Source organism: Sphingobacterium zeae (assembly GCF_030818895.1).
Classification (GTDB): domain Bacteria; phylum Bacteroidota; class Bacteroidia; order Sphingobacteriales; family Sphingobacteriaceae; genus Sphingobacterium; species Sphingobacterium zeae.
Window position 1 is genome coordinate 5,251,006 of the sequence record NZ_JAUTBA010000001.1, and the last position, 21,958, is coordinate 5,272,963.

Genomic DNA, 21,958 nt, shown 5'->3' on the forward strand with positions numbered 1-21,958 from the left:
TGTCAATTGTTTCTGACGATGCAAATGTATAAAAATATTTTTTTCTTTTCCACAATATTCTGATTGATTTTTTGCAAAAATTAAAAATTCAAAATCTCATGTAAAAACCATTATGTAAGCTTCATTTTCAAGCGATTAATCCACCACAATACGCACCTATACCGCACACATGGGCGATGTTAATTTGACAATAAAATACATAAAGGTTTAAGGCTTTATCAATTGAAATTGTTGTTTTCGCTATAGGTTCGTTATTTTTAGTCAAAAACGATACTTTTGTAAGGATCATTTAATGGAGAATAATATGTCACCGAGTTTAATTTTCTATATTATTTTTGCGGTACCTTACATTGTATTTATGTATTGGCTCGTTAAACAGGACAAGCATAAGTATGCCTGGGGAATAGCAATCATTACCGTCGTTGCCATATTGGCTATCTACGTGTCGCAGAAAGCCAGTAAAGTGGCCATGGACAATTATCAACAGCATCAGATCGATTCGAGAGAAATCGAACGGGAAGAGCGTTTACAAAAACAACAGGATAGTATTAATCATGCTCAACAATAAAAAAAGCGGTATTAACCGCTTTTTTTATTGTTCGTTTGCATAGTTTGGAATAATTCCTTCCAATTTTAAGAGAAAAGCATACTCCAATGCGATTTCCTTTAAATAGTCAAACCGACCAGAGGCTCCACCATGGCCATAATCCATATCTGCTTTCAATAGTAAAACCGCATCCCCAATTTTTGTTGCCCGCAGTTTGGCCACCCATTTAGCCGGTTCAAAATACTGCACCTGACTATCGTGTAGCCCGGTGGTAACAAGCAAATTTGGATACTCTTTCGGTTCAATATTCTCGTAAGGCGAATAGCTTTTCATATAAAAATAAGGCTCCTCCTCATTTGGATTACCCCATTCATCATATTCATTTGTCGTCAATGGTATAGTATCGTCCAGCATGGTATTCACAACATCCACAAAGGGAACCTGAGCTATAATGCCATGGTATTGCTCGGGTGCAATATTAGCAACTACCCCCATTAGCAGACCTCCAGCACTACCTCCTTGTGCATAGAGATGTTCCGGTGCACAATAATGCTGGTCAATCAAATATTGACCACAATCCACAAAATCATGAAAGGTATTCATCTTGTGCATCATTTTTCCAGCTTCATACCACTGACGCCCCATTTCTTCTCCACCTCTAATATGCGACAAGGCGTAGATAAATCCACGATCCAGTAAACTCAGTCTATTGCTCGAAAAAGTAGGATCCATCGAAGCTCCATAGGAGCCATAGGCATATTGCAATAAAGGAGCTGTGCCATCCCGTTTGGTTCCTTGTTTATAAACAATAGAGATGGGCACTTGAACACCATCTCTTGCTGTTGCAAAAACACGTTCGGTAATATATGCGGTTTGGTCATACCCTCCCAAAACCTCCTGTTGCTTCAATAATACTTTACGCTGTTCGGCCATATCATACTCGTAAACCGAGTTTGGCGTCACTAAAGAGGTATAACCATATCGCAGTTTCTGACTATTGTATTCCGCATTTATGGCAGGATATACCGTGTATGCAAGCTCTCCAAAATTCAAATAATGCTGTTGATGAGTGTTTAAATTATAAATCGCTAATTGAGTTAATCCATTTTTCCGTTCAGCAATTGCCAAGAAATCCTTAAATTCTTCGATATCGCTGATCAATACATCTGCTCGATGATCTATAAACATTTGCCAATATATACGCTCAGTGCGATCTAATGGACATTGCATGATTCGAAAATTAATCGCACCATCATTCGTTAGAATCAAAAACCGATCTTCCAATACAACAACCGAATAAAGAACATCGTGAATCCTAGGCTGAAAAACGCGAAATGCTGACTGCGGGAAATCCGCATTCAATAACCATATTTCTGAGGATAATGTTCCCTCCGAGTTGATAAAGATATATTTTCCATTTTTCGATTTACCAACTGTAATATAATTTGTGTTATCTTTTTCTTCATAAACAGCCACATCCGAAGCCGTATCACTTCCCAATGTATGCCGCATAATCTTTTCACTGAGTAACGTAATAGGGTTCTTTGCAGTATAAAAAAGGGTTAGGTTATCATTTCCCCAAATTGCCGCCCCCTCAGTATTCCTTATCTGATCGGGGAAAATTGCTCCAGTTTCCAGATCCTTCACATATATGGTATATTCTCTTCGGGAAACGGTATCTACACTAAAAGCGAGCAACCGATTATCCGGACTCACGGAAAATCCTTTTGCTGTGTAATACGCATGTCCCTGAGCAAGCTGGTCGACATCTAGCAATACTTGTTCTTCGGCATCGAGTGTCCCCTTTTTCCGACAGAATTTAAAATATTGTTTTCCCTCTTCTGTACGGCTATAGTAATAGTACCCATTTTTGTAATACGGCACCGACTCGTCTTTTTCTTTGATACGGGATTTAAGCTCATGAAATAGATCTTCCTGCAGGTCCGTAGTATCTTCGAGCATCAAGTTGGTATAAGAATTCTCTCTCTCCAGATAATCAATCACTTCTTGCGCTTTTTCTCCCTTTTTAAAGTAATCGATCATCCAGTAATAATCATCTTGAACAGTATCATTATGTACCTTTCTAATATGGGGATAAACAGCTGCTTTTGGGGCCATCACGTTAGGCCAATATATTTTTTTATGGTGTTGCATGCTCTTTTAATATGCTATATTGATGAACTCTTTTTAGGAAACGGCCTGTTCTACCGAAGTAAAACTGGATTTGTCCAGAAATAGGTTGAATTTAAGATATTTCTTGAACAGTTCGGTGTGAAGGAATAGATTATAATCACTTTTAATAAAAATTAACAGTTCAGAAGAGGCATTAGCATTATCTTTGCTATCCAACTACAGTCCAGCGTTGTTATACTTATATACGCAGGAAGAAAATTTAATATAAACAGAATAGCTTATTACGTGTCATAGCTTCATGGAAAAGAATGAGTGCAGACACTTTAATCAATACTTATTAGCATATGAATTTAAAGAAATCACTATATCTCATTACTTTAGGCGCTTTACCACTCTTTTCTTTTGGGCAGTCGGATACCATTCCAGCAAATTGGTTCAATTTGGATTATAAAACGGATGGGGTTATGGGAATCAGTACCGAAAAAACATATAAAACTTTGTTGAAAGGGAAAAAATCTATCCCAGTCATTGTTGCTGTACTGGATGGTGGGGTGGATATTCATCATGAAGATCTCAAAGATGTGCTGTGGATTAATACGAAAGATAGTCTCTCCAATGGTGAGGACAATGATAGCAATGGTTATATCAACGATAAATACGGCTGGAATTTTATTGGAAACGCTGATGGAAAGAATGTTCAGTTTGACAACTTGGAATTGACAAGGCTGCTTAAGGAATTGGATCAAAAATTTGCTAATATCACAGCTGCATCTGAGCTCAATGACGTAGGCCAAAAAGCCTTCGCCAACTATAGAAAGATGACTGCTGAATATAAAAATAAACTCGAAGAAGCGAAAATGGGACAGTTTTCATATGATGCGCTCAAACGCAACATAGATGCTGTTGTTCGTGAAATCGGCAAGAAACCCGAAGAGATCACGCAAGAAGATATAGACAATTTTAAAGCAACCTCGAGCACCCAACGAATTGCGCTTGGCTATGCAAAAGATGAAATACAAAATGGTGGTTTCGCTAAGTTTTTCAATGATATTACCGAAGGAGCTAAATATTTCAATAACCAGGTAGATTACCATTTAAATAAAACGTACAATTCCCGATCTATCGTTGGAGATGATTACGAAGATGCTTCGGAGCGGTATTATGGTAATGCTGATGTGAAAGGTCCAGACGCATTACATGGAAGCCATGTGGCGGGAATTATTGGCGCAAAACGTAATAACAATATTGGTATTAATGGAGTAGCAGACAATGTTAAGATACTCACCGTTAGACTTGTCCCCGATGGTGATGAACGCGATAAAGATGTGGCAAATGCGATTCGTTACGCAACAGACAACGGCGCAAAAGTAATTAATATGAGCTTCGGAAAGGGTTACGCCTATAATAAACAGACCGTAGATGATGCAATCAAATATGCTGAATCAAAAGATGTATTGATGATCCATGCTGCAGGTAATGACAGTGAAGATAACGATATTGAGCCTAATTTTCCGATGAAATATTATACTGATGCAAAAGGTGATACAACCGGTGTCGCCAATGCTTGGATCACAGTAGGTGCCACTAGCCTCCGCCTAGACAGCGAACTTCTCGCAGATTTCTCCAATTATGGCAAAAAAACTGTCGATGTATTTGCACCTGGTGTCCGCATCAATTCAACCATACCCGATTCGAAGTATAAAGAAGAACAGGGTACCAGTATGGCTGCTCCCGTTGTTGCTGGTTTAGCCGCAATGATCCGTTCTTATTATCCAACTTTGAGTGCTGTCGAAACCAAAAAGATTATTATGGAATCTGTAGAAAAGCCAGATCAGCTGGTAAAAGTGAAAGTTGGTGAAGGTGCAACAAAAACAGTTCGCTTAGCAGATATATCGGTCACTGGCGGTATTGCCAATGCCTACAATGCCATCATTAAAGCGGAGGAATATACCAACAGAAAGAAAAAATAAATATTTTCTCGTTTTTTATACCAAAACCATCTTTTGTCCGTTTAATTATTTAACTTACAGAGACAAAACACAACATGCTTATGGTAGAAAATTTTACCCAATCAGAAAACGAAGTTCAAAATTTGATCACCCAAAATGAAAAGGTAATGACAGACGAGGACATTGAAAATGAATTAAAACTTCAATTACCAAAAATGTTGCTTCATCCAAGCAAAAGATGTATTAAGAATATCCTCGCATATTCTAAACAACTGGAAAAAAGAAAAGCCTAATCGCGAGATTAGGCTTTTCTTTGTTAAACATACCTACCCAAGTATCATACGGTTGTAAACCAGCTACATTTTATTTTGCTCCTTGTAATTTAAAGATAAATTATTCCCCGTGTAATACGTTTCAAAATTTCTTTTTTGATGTAAATTTTGGCTAGTTTTGAAGCGATGTTAAAACAAGAACGATACAAGGCTTTCGTAGATTATTTCTCCAAAAATAGTCCTGATGCACAGACAGAACTCAATTATGGTAATGCATTTGAATTACTTGTTGCGGTTATTTTATCTGCCCAGTGCACAGATAAAAGAATCAATCAGGTCACGCCCAAATTGTTCGAGCGCTACCCCGATGCACATAGCTTGGCAGCTTCTAGCGTAGACGAAGTATTTAGCTATATACGATCGGTAAGCTATCCGAATAACAAAGCTAAACACCTAGTGGGCATGGCTAAAATGCTACTTGATCAGTTCGACAATAAGGTGCCGGAAAAAATTGAGGATCTTGTAAAACTTCCCGGCGTCGGTCGAAAAACTGCTAACGTCATTTCTTCTGTCGTCTACCATAATCCAGCTATGGCCGTAGATACCCATGTTTTTCGCGTAGCAAATCGTTTAGGCCTAACCTATCGCGCCACAACGCCGTTGGCCGTGGAAAAACAATTGGTAAAAAATTTGCCTAAAGATACCATTGCGATTGCGCATCACTGGTTAATCTTACATGGTCGATACATCTGTCTCGCCCGAAAACCGCGCTGTGAGAAATGCCCAATTACTTATATGTGTAAATATTTTGAAAAAAACCATCGTATCAAAAGTATTTCGGATGAGCCAGAAATAAAAAGCTAATTTTTTTAGTGAATAATACTTGGTTTATGATTTTTAATTTTTAATTTTGGGAAATATATACTAAAAATATGAGCAACACAGATAAACTAAAAGCGTTACAGCTGACGTTAGATAAATTAGAGAAGAACTTTGGAAAAGGTTCAATTATGAAATTAGGAGATACTGCTGTTGAGCCTATTGAGGCTATCTCTACAGGATCTCTTGGTTTGGATATCGCCTTAGGGATAGGTGGTGTACCAAAAGGCCGTATCATTGAAATCTATGGACCGGAATCTTCCGGTAAAACTACTTTAGCAACACACATTGTTGCCGAAGCACAGAAAAAAGGTGGTATTGCAGCTATCATCGATGCTGAACATGCTTTTGATAAATACTACGCTCAAAAATTAGGCGTAGATGTGGAGAACTTATTGATTTCTCAACCAGATAACGGCGAGCAAGGTTTAGAAATTGCGGATAATTTAATCCGTTCTGGAGCAATCGATGTTATTGTTATTGACTCTGTTGCAGCTTTGGTACCAAAAGGAGAAATTGAAGGTGAAATGGGTGACTCTAAGATGGGACTTCAAGCTCGTTTAATGTCCCAAGCTTTACGTAAACTGACGGGTACAATTTCAAAAACAAACTGCTGTTGTATTTTCATTAACCAGCTGCGTGAAAAAATTGGTGTAATGTTTGGGAACCCAGAAACGACAACTGGTGGTAATGCACTTAAATTCTATTCTTCTGTCCGTTTAGATATCCGTCGTACATCACAGATCAAAGATTCTGATGAAGTATCGGGTAACCGCGTAAAAGTAAAAATTGTAAAAAATAAAGTAGCCCCTCCATTCCGTATCGCAGAGTTTGATATCATTTTTGGTGAAGGTATCTCGAAGGTCGGTGAAATCATTGATTTGGGTGTTGAATACGGCATCATCAAAAAGGCAGGCTCTTGGTTTAGCTATGGTGACACGAAACTTGGGCAAGGCCGGGATGCTGTGAAATCCTTGTTATTCGACAACCCTGATTTAATGGATGAACTTGAGGGAAAAATCCGCGCCGAGGTAACAGGAGAAGATCCGATGCTTAACGTCGACGAAAACGAAGACTAGTTCCTGTAAAAATTAGTATAATGTAAGTAGCCATCCTGTTTAGGATGGCTATTTTTTTGCGAAAGTTCAAGAGTTTAGATGATTATTTTGTTACATGACTAAAGTTTTCAATTTGTACTCATGGATTTTATTATTTTTAGCAAGTCGAGCTAAAAACGCCTGACATCCAACAATGAATCGTAAACTAATTCTATTCCTTTTAATACTGCTAGGCACAGTATTTCATCTCCATGCACAAAAGATACGCATACTCTCATTTAACATCCACCATGGAAACCCACCCACTGAAAAAGAATCTATTATCAACCTTGATACAATTGCCAAAATTATTAAAAACTCAAAAGCCGACCTCGTAGGGCTTCAGGAAATCGATGTCAATCTCGGTAGATCATACTTTGAGAATCAAGCCAAAAAATTAGCCGAATTAACAGGTATGTACTATATATTTTCGAAAGGGATAGACCTGGATAACGGTGAATATGGCACCGCCATCTTGTCAAAAAATCCAATTGAACGTGTAGAAAGACACGTTCTACCTTCCCCTGTGAAAAGCGAAAAACGTAGTTTATCGGTGATCGAAGTCAGGATAAACAAAAGGAAAATCTTATTTGCAAATACACATCTTGACCTGAAAGACAAAAATAAAATCGAACAGGCAAAATTCATCACCGAGCGTTTCAAAAAGGAAAAGTTACCCACCATCCTAGTCGGTGATTTGAACTCCGAACCGAATGATCCAGCGATTATTGAACTTAGCAAAATATTCACAAAAAGCAGCATTGCTAACGGATTTACGTTTCCTCAAGATAAACCCACTACGGAAATCGACTATATCATGATCAATACAACATCTCCCGCAAAGTTCTCCAACCACCGTATTCTGGACGAACAATATGCAAGTGATCATCGGCCATTATATGTCGAGATAAACATTAAATAACCACTTGAAACCTTAAATATGAATTTTAACAGAAGAAAATTCTTAGAGTCTCTGGCTTTAGTTGGGATTACAATACCTACTATAAGCGTCGCGCAAGAAAAAAAAGCAAATGAGGCAGAAGGCGAATTCAATTTTGTCGTACCTGCCTATCTACAAAATCAAACAGAAACAGGCATCTGTGTTTTTACAATTTTGAACAAAAAAGCTTTTGCTTGGCTCGAGATACTCGACAATGGAGGAAATGTTCAAAGAAAGATCTACCAATCCGAAGATGGAATGATCAATGCCAATACTGACTTTTTTCATTTTACAATTGAAGACGCACCGCGTTCATTTCGTTATCGCATCAAAGCGAAGGAAGTGCAAAAATTCGATCCTTATAAAATCGTATACGGTAAAGAAATAGAAACCCCTATTTTCGAGGCCAAATTAGCCAAGAACAATCAAGAACAGATTCGCTGTCTTGTCTATAACGATGTACATGAGGAAAAAAGCAGTTATCGTGACCTTATTCCGCATCAAGATATTTCACCCTACGATTTTTTTATACTGAATGGTGATTCCTTTCATTATGTCACCAATCAGCAAGATATTACAGAGAAGCTATTAAAACCAATTGAGTTTTTTGCGACGAGTAAACCGTTCATTATGAACCGAGGGAACCACGAAACAAGAGGATCTTTCGCTCGCAATTTCAAACGGTATTTTGGTTATCCGTACAATAAATTTTATCAAGCTTTTAAAAGGGGTCCTATTTTCTGGATCATGCTGGACAGTGGCGAAGACAAGCCAGACAATCACGAGGTATATGCCGGAACAGTCGATTACGATAACTACAGAAAAGAACAGGCTAACTGGCTGGAGAAAGTACTGCTGTCCAAAGAAAAAAAGGCAGCCCAACATACGGTTGTGATCAGCCATATTCCAATTTTCCATTCGGATGACTGGCACGGCTCCTTGGATAACAGGGCATGTTTTCATCCCTTGTTTCAGAAATATAAAATTGATGCCATGATCTCTGGCCACACCCATCAATATGGCTACTATCCAGCAGATAAAGACCACAATTACCCTATTTTTATAGGTGGTGGTCCAAAGGCGGGGAAGAGAACAATCATTGATGTAACTGGCAACAACAAATCATTGGCTATACGGATGACCAGAGAAGACGGAACAGAATTGGGATTATTTACAAAATAGAAAAGGACGCTTCATTGCGCCCTTTTCTACTTTAACAAAGCTGTTATGATAGCTTCCTTATTCTCCCTTTTCCAAGAAAGGGTATCTATACTCTGTATCTGGATTAAATGTTTCTTTGATTGTACGAGGAGACACCCAACGAAGCAAATTGATCATTGATCCCGCTTTGTCATTTGTACCCGAGCCTCTAGCACCACCAAATGGTTGCTGACCTACGACAGCACCTGTACACTTATCATTGACGTAAAAGTTACCAGCGGCATGTCTCAATTTATCTGTCGCTAAATTAATAGCATAACGGTCTTGAGCAATAATTGAACCTGTCAGCGCATAAATTGAAGTCCTGTCAACGATATCTAATGTTTCTTCAAACTTAGCATCCTCATAAACATAGATGGTCAATACTGGTCCAAACAATTCTTCAACCATTGTTTCGTAATCAGGCTTTGCAGCTTCAATGATTGTTGGATGAATGAAATAGCCTTTAGATTTATCGTAAGTACCACCGACTACAATTTCTGCATCATTAGATTCTTTAGCTCTATCGATGTATTTTACCAATTTATCAAATGATTTCTCATCTATAACAGCATTGATAAAGTTTGTAAAATCCTCTGTTCCACCGATCGTAAATGACTTTACATCGTTCGTCATAGATTCTTTCAATGCTGGCCACAATGATTTAGGAATATAGGCGCGTGACGCTGCAGAACATTTTTGACCTTGGTATTCAAAGGCACCACGTACCAATGCCGTATTAGCAACTTTCAGATCTGCCGAAGGATGAACAACGATGAAATCCTTACCGCCTGTTTCACCTACGATACGTGGGTACGTTTTATAACGGTGGATATTGTTACCAATCGTTTTCCAGATATCCTGGAATACCCCTGTTGAACCTGTGAAGTGAATACCGGCAAAATCAGGATGTTGGAAAATCACATCACCTGCATCAGGACCAGAAACGTATACCAAGTTAATAACTCCATCGGGCAGTCCGGCTTCACGGAAGATTTTCATCAATACATTCGCAGAATAGATCTGTGTATTGGATGGTTTCCATACCACAACATTTCCCATCATAGCGACACATGAAGGTAAATTACCTGCAATAGCTGTAAAATTGAATGGCGTCAACGCAAATACGAAACCCTCCAAAGGACGTTGTTCCACACGATTCCAAACACCCTTTCCTGAAATAGGAGGTTGTTGCTTATAGATCTCAGTCATGTATTGCACATTAAAGCGCAAAAAGTCAGTGATCTCACATGCTGAGTCAATTTCTGCCTGATAGGGGTTTTTAGATTGGCCCAACATCGTTGCAGCATTCAGCTCATAACGGTATTTTCCTGAAATCAATTCTGCAGCTTTTAAGAATATCGCTGCACGATCTTCCCATGCAAGATTTTCCCAATCTTCTTTTGCGGCTAAAGCGGCATTTATTGCATCTGTTACGTGAGATTTATCACCTTGATTGTATTGACCTAAAATATGTTGATGGTCATGTGGAGGAGCTATTGTTACTTTTTTAGAAGTAGTGATTTCTTTACCGCCAATATACATTGGGATATCGATCTGTTTTGAACGTGCCTCATCAATTGCTGCTTTCAACAATTTGCGTTCTTTTGTTCCGACAGCGTAAGTATACACCGGTTCATTGGTAGGAACAGGAACTGTAAAAAATCCTTTAGACATATTACAAGTATTTATTATTCAATCAAAAACACTATTTATTAATCATGAAGTCTATCCAACCTATTATTTGGTATAAAAGAACATGATTTCAACTTATTGACTTGACACTAAATAGCGCTAATAGCGTAAAATTACCTTAAATATTATGAATACCCAAAGTTACTGTCCCTCTTTTACCACCTTGGAAAAGATACGTTTAAATTTTTCCAATTTCGGTTTAATGACCAATTGACAGTAAGGTTCCTTTCCATTTAAGCGGTAATAATCTTGATGATAGTCTTCTGCCGGATAAAATATCGTTGCCGGAACTACTTCGGTTACAATAGGTTTATTAAAAACCTTTTCTTTTTCCAAAGCCGAAAGATAATACCGGGTCTTGTCAAGCTGTTCTTTAGTATGCACAAATATAGCTGACCGATATTGCGTACCAACGTCGTTTCCTTGTCGATTAAGTTCAGTAGGATCGTGTGCTACAAAAAACGCCTCTAATAGCTTATCGTAACTGATCAGATTGGGATCAAAAATAATATGAGTTGCTTCGGCATGCCCGGTGCTCCCGCTACAAACTTGGGCATATGTCGGATTCTTGGTCCATCCTCCGGTATATCCTGACACAACATTTACAACACCTTTCAGTTCTTTAAATTGTGCTTCGGTACACCAAAAACAGCCCGCGGCAAATGTCGCTGTATCCAGCTTAGCCGCATTTTTTAATGGCAATTTAGAGAAGTCCTCTTGCTTGGTCTGCGGTTTCTGCCCCTGACAGGATGTAAAGGTAACAAGTGCCACAAAAATTATAAGAAAATTTTTCATATGCATAGTTGTCTATTTGTTTGTACACGCTAGATGTCGTACTAGTTTTATCAGCAATGCTGCACAAATCCAAATGATATGTAAAATAGACTCAGTTTACTGAAATAAATCTTCGCGATACCTTAGATACAAACAGCAAGTAGAGCGAACTGAAGATTCTTCATAGCCAATACCGCGGGAAACTTTCAGAAAAAAAGCGACAATAAATTGAATTGTCGCTTTTCTGATTTTATTATCAAATGAAGTTTTATTTTGATCCGGCATAGTTCTGCGCTACGGCATCCCAATTGATCACATTAAAAATTTCTTCCAGATACGCTGGACGCTTGTTTTGAAATTTCAAATAATAAGCGTGCTCCCAAACGTCAATACCTAGAATTGGTGTACCTTTCACTTCAGCAACATCCATCAATGGATTATCTTGATTTGGTGTAGAAGTTACCGCTAATTTTCCATCAGCATCAACGATTAACCAAGCCCAACCAGATCCAAAGCGAGTGGCACCAGCAGCTTGAAGTTGTTTTTTCAACTCATCAAATGAACCAAAAGTAGCATCGATTGCTTCAGCTAATTCACCCGTTGGAGCTCCGCCAGCGTTTGGACCCAGAACTTTCCAAAACAAAGAGTGGTTATAATGGCCACCGCCGTTGTTACGTACAGCTGCAGAATATTTACTTACATTTTTGATGATATCCAATAACGATAGATTCTCTGCGTCTGTGCCTGCGATTGCTTTATTTAAATTATCCACATAGGCCTGATGGTGTCTGTCATGGTGGATTTCCATTGTAGTCTTATCAATATGTGGTTCCAATGCGTCGGCTGCGTATGGTAACGCTTCTAATTCAAATGCCATATCTATTTTAATTTAAATGATTATTACTTTGTTTATATATACAAATATAACACAATATATAACGTTATGTTTTTATGCGTTACAATAAATTCAATATCTCACTACCGTTTTTGACGAAAAAATGATTTTACTAAATCAGCGCATTCTGCTTGCAAAACACCGTGTGAAATTACCGTTTTGGGATGCAATATTTTATCATGAAAATGTGAATAACCGCGCTTTTCGTCTTTTGCTCCATACACTATTTTCCCGATATGTGTCCAATAAGCTGCTCCAGCACACATAATACAAGGCTCTATGGTGACATATAAAGTACATTCATCCAGGTATTTACCACCAAGATAATTTGCAGCTGCTGTAAATGCCTGCATCTCTGCGTGAGCTGTCACATCATTCAATCGTTGTGTCAAATTATGCCCCCTCCCTATTACACGCCCGCGATGAACAATAACTGCTCCAATAGGCACTTCTCCCTCTTCATATGCCATCTTTGCTTCGTTCAATGCCATACGCATAAAAGATTCATCACTATCGATCAGTTGTGTTCCTTCAAAATCTAGAAATGTCATGACACAAACTTAGCTAAGTTTAGATCCATTTGGTAATTTTTTATCAACAGAAGTCAAAATAATATCCCCATTTTCATCTGGAAAACCGGTCACCAAGCATTCCGAAAAAAAATTAGCGATCTGTTTTTTGGGGAAATTCACGACTGCAACGACTTGTTTTCCGATCAGTTCTTCTTTGCTGTAGTGTACCGTAATCTGGGCACTGCTTTGCAGTATACCTATCTTATCACCAAAATCGAGTTTCAATTGATAGGCCGGTTTCTTCGCTTTTGGAAAATCCTGCGCATCCAAAATTGTTGCTACCCTTAAATCCACCTTCTCAAAATCGCTCCAGCTAATGGTATTACTCATAATCTATTGCTACTGATATCCTGAATCTCTTTACCTATTGTAAATAAAATATAGGAAGGCTTCCGCCGCAAACGCAAAGACAACCTAGTGATCAACTTATCTTCTTCTCCTGCTTGAAAAGCTAAATCTTCGTCACTTAAATGATTGTACTTGCGACGGAGTTTTTCTTTGGCTACTTGCCATTGTTCTTCGTTAATTTTCAGCATAACTAAGATTTAGGTATAAAATTTGTATATCTTTACTGAACTGTAAAAGTTTCTTTAAAGATACAATATATACATAAATAAAAGATTATGAAAAAGATTTTACCAGCATTACTTTTGATTTGTGGTAGCGTAGCAACGGCACAGGCGCAGCTTCTGCCTGGATTTGAGGTGGGTGTTAAGGGAGGGTTAAACTTCTCAAAGCTTAAAAGCGATGGCAAATATTTCAATTCTGACACGAAAGCTGGCTACCAAGCGGGCCTTTATGGCCGTGTTGGTGTATTAGGTTTCCATATTCAGCCTGAGGTTTATTTAACAGGTAAAAACACAAAAGTAACCAATCAAAATGGTGAATCTACAGATGTTAAGTTTACTACAGTAGATGTTCCCGTATTATTGGGTAAGCGTTTTGGTTTAGGGCCGATTGGCGCTCGAATCCAGACGGGTCCAATATTCTCATTTAAAGTAGACGACAAACAAGATAAGGTTTTTGATCAATTAAATCCCAACAACTATAAAAAGAGTGGTACCTCATGGGCATTTGGTGTAGGCGCTGATGTTTCCAGTTTGCGTGTAGATCTCCGTTATGAAATGGGTTTAAATAAAGTCAACAATGAGAGCCAGGCAAATCCAAAAATCAACATGTGGAGTATTGGCTTAGGCTATAGATTATTCAGTATTCTATAGCAGGTTAAGCTGCGTTTCTATACCGTTCGAAAGTCCGTTTTTATTCAAAACGGACTTTTTATTTCAATAAACTTTAGAACCGTTCTAAATTGTTGCTTTTTCTTGTCAAAATGGTATCATATTTAATAGCAAATAGTAGATTTGCCTAATTAAAATTAAATTACAAGGATAATGAGTAAATCAAAGCCAGTTTTCAGTTCTTCGATTGGGAAGAAGCTAATCATGAGCTTAACAGGAATCTTCCTATGTTTATTCCTAGTTGTTCACTTGGTTGGTAACTTGCAATTATTTAAAGATGATGCGGGTCTAGCGTTCAACAAGTACGCCTATTTTATGACTCACTTTACACCAATCAAAGTTGTTTCTTACTTATTGTATGCTTCGGTAATTGTTCACGTCATCTATGCTATTACATTGTCGATGAAAAACAAGGCCGCCCGTCCTATTGGTTATGCCAAATATGATGGCCAAGCAAACAGCAAGTGGAATTCACGCAACATGGGTATCTTAGGTACTGTCATTTTAGTATTCTTAGCGACACACATGTCTAATTTTTGGTGGAAGTTTCACAATGATGAAGTACCGTACATCGAATACCGTACTGATTTGGCAACTGGGCAAACCACAGCGAGAGAACTTCAAGCATCTGAATTCCATGACTACCAAGAAACGGTAGAAAACAATGTTCAAATCGTAAAGGCAAGAGATTTGTACAAGCAAGTTGACTTTGCTTTCAAAAATGTTGCATTGGTAGCTTTGTATGTGATTGCAATGGCAGCTTTGGCGTTCCACTTAATTCATGGTTTTCAATCTGCATTCCAAACTTTAGGTTTTAACCACAGAAGATATATTGGAATTGTCAGAGCAATCGGTGTTTGGGTATTTGGGGTATTAATTCCAATTGGCTTTGCAATAATGCCGTTGTTTTTCTTCTTTAAATAATTCAGAATCTTTTAAGATAAAGCTCCGGCTCTATCGATCAATATAAAATTAAGAGATATGTTAGATTCAAAAGTACCAGCGGGCCCATTAGCCCAAAAGTGGTCAAATCATAAATTTAATCTGAAGCTGGTTAACCCTGCTAACAAACGTAAATTTACAGTTATTGTTGTTGGTACAGGACTTGCTGGTGCATCTGCAGCAGCGTCGTTAGCCGAGTTAGGATACAATGTAATTACATTCTGTTATCAAGATTCACCACGTCGTGCACACTCTATTGCGGCGCAAGGTGGTATCAATGCAGCAAAGAGTTACCAAAATGACGGTGACTCTGTTTTCCGTTTATTCTACGACACCATCAAAGGTGGTGACTACCGCTCACGTGAAGCCAACGTTTACCGTTTGGCAGAGGTATCTGTTAATATCATCGACCAATGTGTCGCTCAAGGTGTTCCATTTGCACGTGAATATGGAGGTTTATTAGATAACCGATCTTTCGGTGGTGCACAGGTAAGCCGTACGTTCTATGCCCGTGGTCAAACGGGACAACAGTTATTGTTAGGTGCTTATTCAGCGTTGAATCGCCAGATAAAAAAAGGAAAAGTAAAATCTTATACGCGTCATGAGATGTTAGACCTTGTTATGATCGATGGTCATGCGAAAGGTATTGTAACACGTGACTTGGTTTCAGGTAAGATAGAAACGCATGCTGCACATGCAGTATTGATGTGTACTGGTGGTTATGGAAACGTATTTTTCTTGTCTACAAATGCAATGGGTTGTAACGTTACAGCTGCTTGGAGAGCACACAAACGTGGCGCTTACTTCGCTAACCCTTGTTATACACAAATTCACCCAACTTGTATCCCGGTAACAGGAGATCACCAATCTAAATTGACATTGATGTCAGAGTCTTTACGTAATGATGGCCGTGTATGGGTTCCTAAAACTCAAGAAATGGCTGAAAGATTGCGTAAAGGTGAGATCAAAGCCAATGACATCAAAGAAGACGACAGAGATTATTTCTTGGAGCGTAAATACCCATCATTCGGTAACTTGGTACCACGCGACGTGGCCTCTCGTAATGCAAAAGAGGCTGTTGATGATGGTCGTGGTGTTGGTAAAACTGGTTTCGCTGTATTCTTGGATTTTAAAGAAGCTATTGGTCGTCTAGGCGAGGATGCTGTACGTGCTAAATACGGTAATTTATTTGACATGTACTACCAAATCACGGATGAGAACCCTTACAAACAGCCAATGCGTATCTACCCAGCTGTTCACTATACAATGGGTGGCGTTTGGGTTGATTACAACTTGATGACTACAATCCCAGGTTTGTATGCATTGGGTGAATGTAACTTCTCTGACCACGGTGCAAACCGCTTAGGTGCTTCGGCATTGATGCAAGGTCTTGCCGATGGTTATTTCGTCATTCCTTACACTGTGGGTGATTACCTAGCTAAATTAGGTTCATTCGCACCAGTAGATCACAACCACCCGGCTTTCGAGGCTACCCGCAAGGAGGTTGAAGATAAAATCAACAAATTGTTATCTTTAAACGGTACTGAAACTGTTGATGATATCCACAAAAAACTAGGTCTCATTATGTGGGAATACTGTGGTATGGCTCGTACTGCTGAGGGCTTAAAAAAAGCACAAGGTTTGATCCAAGAGTTGAAAAAAGAATTCTGGACGAATGTGAGAGTGCTTGGAGAAAATGAAGAATTAAATCTTTCGTTAGAAAAAGCTGGCCGCGTAGCTGACTTCTTAGAATTGGGCGAATTGATGGTTGTGGATGCTTTACAACGCGAAGAATCTTGTGGTGGTCACTTCCGTTTAGAAAGCCAAACTGAAGAAGGTGAAGCAAAACGTAACGATGATGAATTCGCCTATGTGTCTGCTTGGGAATATAAAGGAGACAATGTACCTGAGGAATTACACAAGGAAGACTTGGTATTCGAGAACGTTCAGTTAACACAAAGAAGTTATAAATAAGAAGGAAAATTATCATGGCACAACATATGAATTTAACGCTGAAAGTTTGGCGTCAAAAAAATGATAAAGATAAAGGTCAATTTGTAACTTATCAGGCAAACAATATCGCTGATGATATGTCTTTCTTAGAGATGCTTGATATTGTCAATGAAGAATTGACTCGTAAAGGGGAAGATCCTGTATATTTCGATCACGACTGTCGTGAAGGTATCTGCGGGATGTGTTCATTAGTAATCAACGGTCGCCCTCACGGTCCTAAAGAAGGTACCACAACATGTCAATTGCACATGCGTAGCTTCCACGATGGACAGACTATCGTGATTGAACCTTGGAGAGCTGCTGCATTTCCTGTATTGAAAGACCTTGCGACAGACCGTACGGCTTTTGACCGCATTCAACAAGCGGGTGGATATGTAAATATTAATACAGGTGGTGTTCCTGATGCCAATGTTATTCCGATTCCTAAACGTATTGCTGACGAAGCATTTGAATCGGCTACATGTATCGGTTGTGGTGCTTGTGTTGCAGCATGTAAAAATGCTTCTGCAATGTTATTTGTGTCTGCAAAAGTATCTCAATTTGCCTTATTACCTCAAGGCCAAACGGAACGTTACGAACGTGCACAGGCAATGGTTGATCAAATGGATGCTGAAGGTTTCGGTAACTGTACCAACACAGGTGCTTGCGAAGCAGAATGTCCCGTAGGAATCAAATTAACAAACATTGCTCGTCTAAACCGCGAGTATTTGACTGCTAAAATATTCAGACAAGAAGAGCCACACGTTTAATTGGCCTATTAAAAATTCTTCATGTTTTTGCTAGCATCAACAGCTACTCAGAGATAATGAAGGTTCTTATAGCCCATTAAAACAGGTAATTCAGAACAATAATATAAAAGTCCTTGTCCTAAGAAAGCAAGGACTTTTTTTTATATTTACAATAATGTAAATTGATGAACGTGAATTCTGGTATAAAAATTCGACTACTCTTACTTATCTTAACGCTATGCTTTATAGGAACAGCTATCACCATCAAAGAATCTGTTACCAATAAGGAAATATTAGACATTGATACAAAATCACTCAATAACTATATCGCTCAACAAGAGAAAAAAGTCGACCGTATTTTTAACGATTCTCTTTTGCTCAAAACTTTCAAAAACTACGATCAGTATCCTATCGCAGTTTATCAGGCCTTTGAGAAGTTCAAAACCAATGAAAATGTCTATCTATTTCTTTTTAAGGATCATGAGCCGAAGATGTGGAGCACGCATCTATTTGTACCTATTACTGATCAGGGATTTCCTGAAAAAGCCAATTTTGTCCAAGATGATAACCGCTCCTACGTCGTTAGAAAGAAAACAATTGGCAATATCAGTATACTTGCCTATATTATTGTAAAAGGATATACCAATAACAACAATCTCTATTTAAGCAGTTCACTGCGGAGAAACTTCTTCGACTCCAGAAATATCGATATTGCATCTTATACAGATACGGTAGCCATTAAAAACATTTACAGTAAAGAGGGATCTTACCTATTTTCTGTTAAGCTCAAAGACGGAGAACATGAAAATACTTATACAATTTTGCAATTTTTCTGCTGGCTACTTGCTTTAATTGCGTGGTTGATCTTCTTCAATAGTCTTTGCCTTCATATGGCCAAAACAGGCAGGGCGTGGTGGTCTATACTATTGCTGTTGGCGATATTTAGTTTGGTCAAGTTCGCTGATCTTAAATGGAATTTGCTATCTGAAAATGCAACATTTTCAATTTTCGATTCGCGCAACTATGCCTATAATCATTTTTTTCCGAATATATGGTCGGTCATGTCCACCACAATTTTAATATTTTGGCTCATTCTATTTATCTATTCAATTCGCAAAGAGCTTAATTTTGACAAAATAAAAAACATCGGGTTCTTTAGAGTGCCCATAGCCATCGGATTTATTCTGAGCATATACCTATCGTTCGGGCTATTATACGATATCGCCGGAACGTTAATCACGCACTCCAACAATATTTATTTTGATTTTACAAAACTGGTCGATTTACATTTCTTAAGTTGGGTCGATCTTGGCATTGTCGGCATAGGTATTTTGGCCTTAAATATCTACATTGACCTTGTGCTTTTTTTCCTTAAAAAATTAGAGCTGAAGCCAACGCAGTTACTCAACATTCAACTGGCATGTGTCATCTTTGTCATTTTGATCATTTCCTTTTATATAGAAAAAAATAGCCTGGTCAACTTACTACTCGCGTTAATTATCCTTATTAAATCATTCGGTGAGAAGTATTTCAATCGGCATATACTCACAAATTATATCGCGGTACTGATACTGTGGGCAATCATAAGTGCTATTACGCACGCTCGTTTCTACCAGGAAAGGAACTTGATTGACATGAAGATCTTGTTGGGCAACCTACAGTCCGAAGATGATGTGAATGCCGTGTCATTATTCTCGGATATTGAAAGTAGTCTAGCAAACGATCAAGAATTAAAGCATCTATTTAATATCAGTCTACCCTACACAAACACAGAGGGCATCAACGACTTCATTAAGAAAAAATACTTCAGCGGCTATCTCTCCAAGTACGAATTCAAGGCCTATTATTATGATCAGAACAATAAGCCCCTCAATGCGGCAAGCCAGAATAAGCTCAATGAGTATCGGGAAAAAGTGATCAATCAGTCGATAAAAGTAACTCAAAACTTCTATCGTGCCAGCGGAGAACTCGGTACACATGAATACTTTTCTATCATTCCCGTGTCGATTGACCCAAATAGAATCGTCAACGTTATTATCAATCTCTCCAATAAAGATTTCAGTTACACGGTCCCTTATCCCGAAATTCTGACCGATATGCGGATCAACAACTCACAGTATTATAATAAAGGAGATTACTCGATAGCTCTTTATAAAGCAGGTTCTCTAATAACACAATTTGGGAAATACACCTATGAAAACAATTTAAGAGGTCTCAAAGGTTCTCCTGGAGAATATATTGAGATTCTAGACAAAGATGCATACCTGCACATGGCCTACATCGCCAATAAATTTTCAACCTATGTTATCAGTAAACAAAAACCTTCTTTTTGGGACTATTTAGCGACGACATCTTTTCTATTCCTGGTGTTCTTTATGATTTTCATGCTTTACCACTTCATAAAATCACTCTATATTTTTCTTAAAAACACCAAGCTTACTTTCCGAAATTTAAAGTATCAGTTCTACAGAATTGTGAATAGGATACAATATTCTACACGTATTCAAACATCTATTATCTCCTCCGTTATACTCGCTATTCTTATTTCAGGTGTAATTTCTTATATCAGTATCAATAAACAACTTTATAACAACAATAAAACAAGTAAAGAGCGTTTCATAATCGAACTTGGCAAACGGATGGAAAATATGCTGACCTATACGGATGAAATTTCCACCGAAACTCAACTCATCAGCATTCTAAAGACATTGTCCGAAACAATTTCCAAGGACTTCAATCTTTATTCCAAATCAGGCAGATTGCTGTATAGTTCACAGCGTAGAATTTACGATTTAGAGCTTTTCTCTACATTCATCAATCCCGCTGCACTGAAGAATCTATCGATATTGAAAAAGTCGGAGACGATCGAAGATGAGCGAATAGGTACTTTTCAATTTGAGACCAGCTATGCCACCATCAGGGACAAGAATTACAATACCCTAGCTTACATCGGCATACCGAACTTCTCCCTTCAAAAAGAAGAAAATATCAATAAAAATCTTCTTTTAAATACGATAGTAAATATTTATTCGCTGATCATCATTGGCTTTGGGTTTTATGCCACGTTTGTTGCCAACAGTGTCACCAATCCACTGAGCATCATCAGCAAGAAAATTTCACAGCTACGCTTAGGACAGCCCAATGAGCCATTATTTTGGCAGCGAAATGATGAAATAGGTACATTGATCAAAGAATACAACCTCATGATCATAAAACTTGAGGACTATGCCAATAAAATAAAAGATACGGAGCGGGAATCCACCTGGCGTGAGATGGCTCAGCAGATAGCGCATGAAATTAAAAATCCATTGACACCAATGAAATTGGGTATTCAGCAATTACGCAGGTCTTACAAAGATGATGATCCTAAATTTCCAGATAGATTTAATAAATTCTCTATTTCATTTATCGAACAAATCGATGCTCTGACACATATTGCATCCGAATTTTCGCATTTTGCAAAATTTCCAAATACCATAATGGAGAATATTAATATTGTTGAAAAAATAACAAAGTCTATTTCGTTATACAATAATACCCCAAGTGTAAGTATCCGTCTCATCAATAACGCTGATCAAAAAACATTGATTGTAAAAGCTGATGGTAATGAACTCTTGCGGACGTTCAACAATTTAATAAAAAATGCTATTGAAGGTGGTTATGGCCGAAAAAACATGAAAATCGAAATTTCCATTGAACGTTATTCGGATAATTTTGTTAAAATAGATGTCAAAGACAATGGATATGGAATTCCGAAGGAAATGCAGGATAAAATTTTCCAGATAAATTTCACTACAAAAAGTTCGGGAAATGGTTTGGGATTGGTACTTGTTAAGAAAACAATCGAAGCAAGTAACGGTCAGATCTATTTTGAGACCGTAGAAGGCGAAGGCACAACATTTCATATCCTGCTCCCCTTACAACAGGCAGAATCTTATTAGTGATTAGCAACAACATAGATAAGAGAAATTGGAAAAACCAACTATATAGAGCTTATAGCTTAATATTGATGGTATGTAATACGTTAAAGCTACTTGATAGCCATGCCCTTATTATTTACGGATTGATATAGTAAGAATTTGTA

The 21,958-nt window shown here is 38.1% G+C and carries 19 protein-coding genes; 12 read left to right on the plus strand and 7 right to left on the minus strand.

Annotated elements, in window-relative coordinates; translation table 11 throughout:
- The first annotated feature begins 304 nt into the window (after nucleotides 1-304).
- A complete protein-coding gene (locus QE382_RS22055) occupies nucleotides 305-568 on the plus strand; it encodes a hypothetical protein (protein WP_307187796.1) in 264 nt (87 codons plus the stop codon).
- 24 nt (nucleotides 569-592) lie between these two features.
- Here the strand turns inward: QE382_RS22055 and QE382_RS22060 are convergent, their stop codons facing one another.
- On the minus strand, nucleotides 593-2,701 hold the full coding sequence (locus QE382_RS22060) for a S9 family peptidase (protein WP_307187797.1): 2,109 nt from the start codon (nucleotides 2,699-2,701) through the stop codon (nucleotides 593-595).
- A 323-nt stretch (nucleotides 2,702-3,024) separates the two neighbouring features.
- Here QE382_RS22060 and QE382_RS22065 point away from each other — a divergent pair, with 323 nt between their 5' ends.
- The 6 genes from QE382_RS22065 (at nucleotide 3,025) to QE382_RS22090 (ending at nucleotide 8,999) form a co-directional block, all read left to right on the plus strand.
- Nucleotides 3,025-4,650, plus strand: coding sequence for a S8 family peptidase (locus QE382_RS22065; RefSeq protein ID WP_307187798.1), 1,626 nt, complete (start codon nucleotides 3,025-3,027; stop codon nucleotides 4,648-4,650).
- An 80-nt stretch (nucleotides 4,651-4,730) separates the two neighbouring features.
- Nucleotides 4,731-4,922: a hypothetical protein gene (locus QE382_RS22070; protein WP_209577767.1), complete on the plus strand. Its 192-nt coding sequence runs from the start codon at nucleotides 4,731-4,733 to the stop codon at nucleotides 4,920-4,922.
- A gap of 165 nt (nucleotides 4,923-5,087) precedes the next feature.
- A complete protein-coding gene (gene nth / locus QE382_RS22075) occupies nucleotides 5,088-5,765 on the plus strand; it encodes an endonuclease III (RefSeq protein ID WP_307188051.1) in 678 nt (225 codons plus the stop codon).
- A gap of 68 nt (nucleotides 5,766-5,833) precedes the next feature.
- Nucleotides 5,834-6,859, plus strand: coding sequence for a recombinase RecA (gene recA / locus QE382_RS22080; RefSeq protein ID WP_307187799.1), 1,026 nt, complete (start codon nucleotides 5,834-5,836; stop codon nucleotides 6,857-6,859).
- A 172-nt stretch (nucleotides 6,860-7,031) separates the two neighbouring features.
- Nucleotides 7,032-7,799: an endonuclease/exonuclease/phosphatase family protein gene (locus tag QE382_RS22085; RefSeq protein ID WP_307187800.1), complete on the plus strand. Its 768-nt coding sequence runs from the start codon at nucleotides 7,032-7,034 to the stop codon at nucleotides 7,797-7,799.
- Nucleotides 7,800-7,817: 18 nt separating this feature from the next.
- Nucleotides 7,818-8,999 carry a metallophosphoesterase family protein gene (locus tag QE382_RS22090; protein ID WP_307187801.1) on the plus strand — a complete coding sequence of 394 codons (1,182 nt, stop codon included), beginning with the start codon at nucleotides 7,818-7,820 and terminating at the stop codon, nucleotides 8,997-8,999.
- 57 nt (nucleotides 9,000-9,056) lie between these two features.
- Here the strand turns inward: QE382_RS22090 and pruA are convergent, their stop codons facing one another.
- From pruA to QE382_RS22120, 6 genes are all read right to left on the minus strand, one after another.
- Entirely contained in the window at nucleotides 9,057-10,694 is a 1,638-nt protein-coding gene (gene pruA, locus QE382_RS22095) for an L-glutamate gamma-semialdehyde dehydrogenase (RefSeq protein WP_307187802.1), read from the minus strand.
- A 159-nt stretch (nucleotides 10,695-10,853) separates the two neighbouring features.
- On the minus strand, nucleotides 10,854-11,507 hold the full coding sequence (gene msrA, locus QE382_RS22100) for a peptide-methionine (S)-S-oxide reductase MsrA (protein ID WP_293884678.1): 654 nt from the start codon (nucleotides 11,505-11,507) through the stop codon (nucleotides 10,854-10,856).
- Nucleotides 11,508-11,754: 247 nt separating this feature from the next.
- Entirely contained in the window at nucleotides 11,755-12,363 is a 609-nt protein-coding gene (locus QE382_RS22105) for a superoxide dismutase (protein WP_307187803.1), read from the minus strand.
- Nucleotides 12,364-12,464: 101 nt separating this feature from the next.
- The gene (locus QE382_RS22110; RefSeq protein ID WP_293884680.1) at nucleotides 12,465-12,932 is read right to left on the minus strand and encodes a nucleoside deaminase; all 468 of its coding nucleotides are present in this window, start codon (nucleotides 12,930-12,932) and stop codon (nucleotides 12,465-12,467) included.
- A 9-nt stretch (nucleotides 12,933-12,941) separates the two neighbouring features.
- Entirely contained in the window at nucleotides 12,942-13,283 is a 342-nt protein-coding gene (locus QE382_RS22115) for a tRNA-binding protein (RefSeq protein WP_307187804.1), read from the minus strand.
- Nucleotides 13,280-13,489 (minus strand): hypothetical protein, encoded by a 210-nt coding sequence (locus QE382_RS22120; RefSeq protein WP_307187805.1) that lies wholly within the window; start codon nucleotides 13,487-13,489, stop codon nucleotides 13,280-13,282. The genes QE382_RS22115 and QE382_RS22120 overlap by 4 nt, the downstream gene beginning before the upstream one ends.
- 87 nt (nucleotides 13,490-13,576) lie before the next feature.
- On the opposite strand from QE382_RS22120, the gene QE382_RS22125 reads away from it, so the two are divergent.
- The 5 genes from QE382_RS22125 to QE382_RS22145 all read left to right on the plus strand — a co-directional run bounded on the left by QE382_RS22125 (nucleotide 13,577) and on the right by QE382_RS22145 (nucleotide 21,815).
- Nucleotides 13,577-14,173, plus strand: a complete 597-nt coding sequence (locus QE382_RS22125) for a porin family protein (RefSeq protein ID WP_294185934.1) — start codon at nucleotides 13,577-13,579, stop codon at nucleotides 14,171-14,173.
- A gap of 171 nt (nucleotides 14,174-14,344) precedes the next feature.
- Nucleotides 14,345-15,115, plus strand: a complete 771-nt coding sequence (locus tag QE382_RS22130; protein WP_209577750.1) for a succinate dehydrogenase cytochrome b subunit — start codon at nucleotides 14,345-14,347, stop codon at nucleotides 15,113-15,115.
- 57 nt (nucleotides 15,116-15,172) lie between these two features.
- Complete coding sequence (locus QE382_RS22135; RefSeq protein ID WP_307187806.1) at nucleotides 15,173-17,107, plus strand: fumarate reductase/succinate dehydrogenase flavoprotein subunit; 1,935 nt, start codon at nucleotides 15,173-15,175, stop codon at nucleotides 17,105-17,107.
- Nucleotides 17,108-17,121: 14 nt separating this feature from the next.
- The gene (locus QE382_RS22140) at nucleotides 17,122-17,895 is read left to right on the plus strand and encodes a succinate dehydrogenase/fumarate reductase iron-sulfur subunit (RefSeq protein WP_307187807.1); all 774 of its coding nucleotides are present in this window, start codon (nucleotides 17,122-17,124) and stop codon (nucleotides 17,893-17,895) included.
- Nucleotides 17,896-18,059: 164 nt separating this feature from the next.
- Nucleotides 18,060-21,815 carry an ATP-binding protein gene (locus tag QE382_RS22145; RefSeq protein ID WP_307187808.1) on the plus strand — a complete coding sequence of 1,252 codons (3,756 nt, stop codon included), beginning with the start codon at nucleotides 18,060-18,062 and terminating at the stop codon, nucleotides 21,813-21,815.
- The last annotated feature ends 143 nt before the right edge of the window (nucleotides 21,816-21,958 follow it).

Coding starts and splice junctions, on each gene's coding strand:
- QE382_RS22055 (WP_307187796.1), top strand. CDS start 305: ATGTCACCGAGTTTAATTTTCTATATTATTTTTGCGGTACCTTACATT.
- QE382_RS22060 (WP_307187797.1), bottom strand. CDS start 2,701: ATGCAACACCATAAAAAAATATATTGGCCTAACGTGATGGCCCCAAAA.
- QE382_RS22065 (WP_307187798.1), top strand. CDS start 3,025: ATGAATTTAAAGAAATCACTATATCTCATTACTTTAGGCGCTTTACCA.
- QE382_RS22070 (WP_209577767.1), top strand. CDS start 4,731: ATGGTAGAAAATTTTACCCAATCAGAAAACGAAGTTCAAAATTTGATC.
- nth (WP_307188051.1), top strand. CDS start 5,088: ATGTTAAAACAAGAACGATACAAGGCTTTCGTAGATTATTTCTCCAAA.
- recA (WP_307187799.1), top strand. CDS start 5,834: ATGAGCAACACAGATAAACTAAAAGCGTTACAGCTGACGTTAGATAAA.
- QE382_RS22085 (WP_307187800.1), top strand. CDS start 7,032: ATGAATCGTAAACTAATTCTATTCCTTTTAATACTGCTAGGCACAGTA.
- QE382_RS22090 (WP_307187801.1), top strand. CDS start 7,818: ATGAATTTTAACAGAAGAAAATTCTTAGAGTCTCTGGCTTTAGTTGGG.
- pruA (WP_307187802.1), bottom strand. CDS start 10,694: ATGTCTAAAGGATTTTTTACAGTTCCTGTTCCTACCAATGAACCGGTG.
- msrA (WP_293884678.1), bottom strand. CDS start 11,507: ATGAAAAATTTTCTTATAATTTTTGTGGCACTTGTTACCTTTACATCC.
- QE382_RS22105 (WP_307187803.1), bottom strand. CDS start 12,363: ATGGCATTTGAATTAGAAGCGTTACCATACGCAGCCGACGCATTGGAA.
- QE382_RS22110 (WP_293884680.1), bottom strand. CDS start 12,932: ATGACATTTCTAGATTTTGAAGGAACACAACTGATCGATAGTGATGAA.
- QE382_RS22115 (WP_307187804.1), bottom strand. CDS start 13,283: ATGAGTAATACCATTAGCTGGAGCGATTTTGAGAAGGTGGATTTAAGG.
- QE382_RS22120 (WP_307187805.1), bottom strand. CDS start 13,489: ATGCTGAAAATTAACGAAGAACAATGGCAAGTAGCCAAAGAAAAACTC.
- QE382_RS22125 (WP_294185934.1), top strand. CDS start 13,577: ATGAAAAAGATTTTACCAGCATTACTTTTGATTTGTGGTAGCGTAGCA.
- QE382_RS22130 (WP_209577750.1), top strand. CDS start 14,345: ATGAGTAAATCAAAGCCAGTTTTCAGTTCTTCGATTGGGAAGAAGCTA.
- QE382_RS22135 (WP_307187806.1), top strand. CDS start 15,173: ATGTTAGATTCAAAAGTACCAGCGGGCCCATTAGCCCAAAAGTGGTCA.
- QE382_RS22140 (WP_307187807.1), top strand. CDS start 17,122: ATGGCACAACATATGAATTTAACGCTGAAAGTTTGGCGTCAAAAAAAT.
- QE382_RS22145 (WP_307187808.1), top strand. CDS start 18,060: ATGAACGTGAATTCTGGTATAAAAATTCGACTACTCTTACTTATCTTA.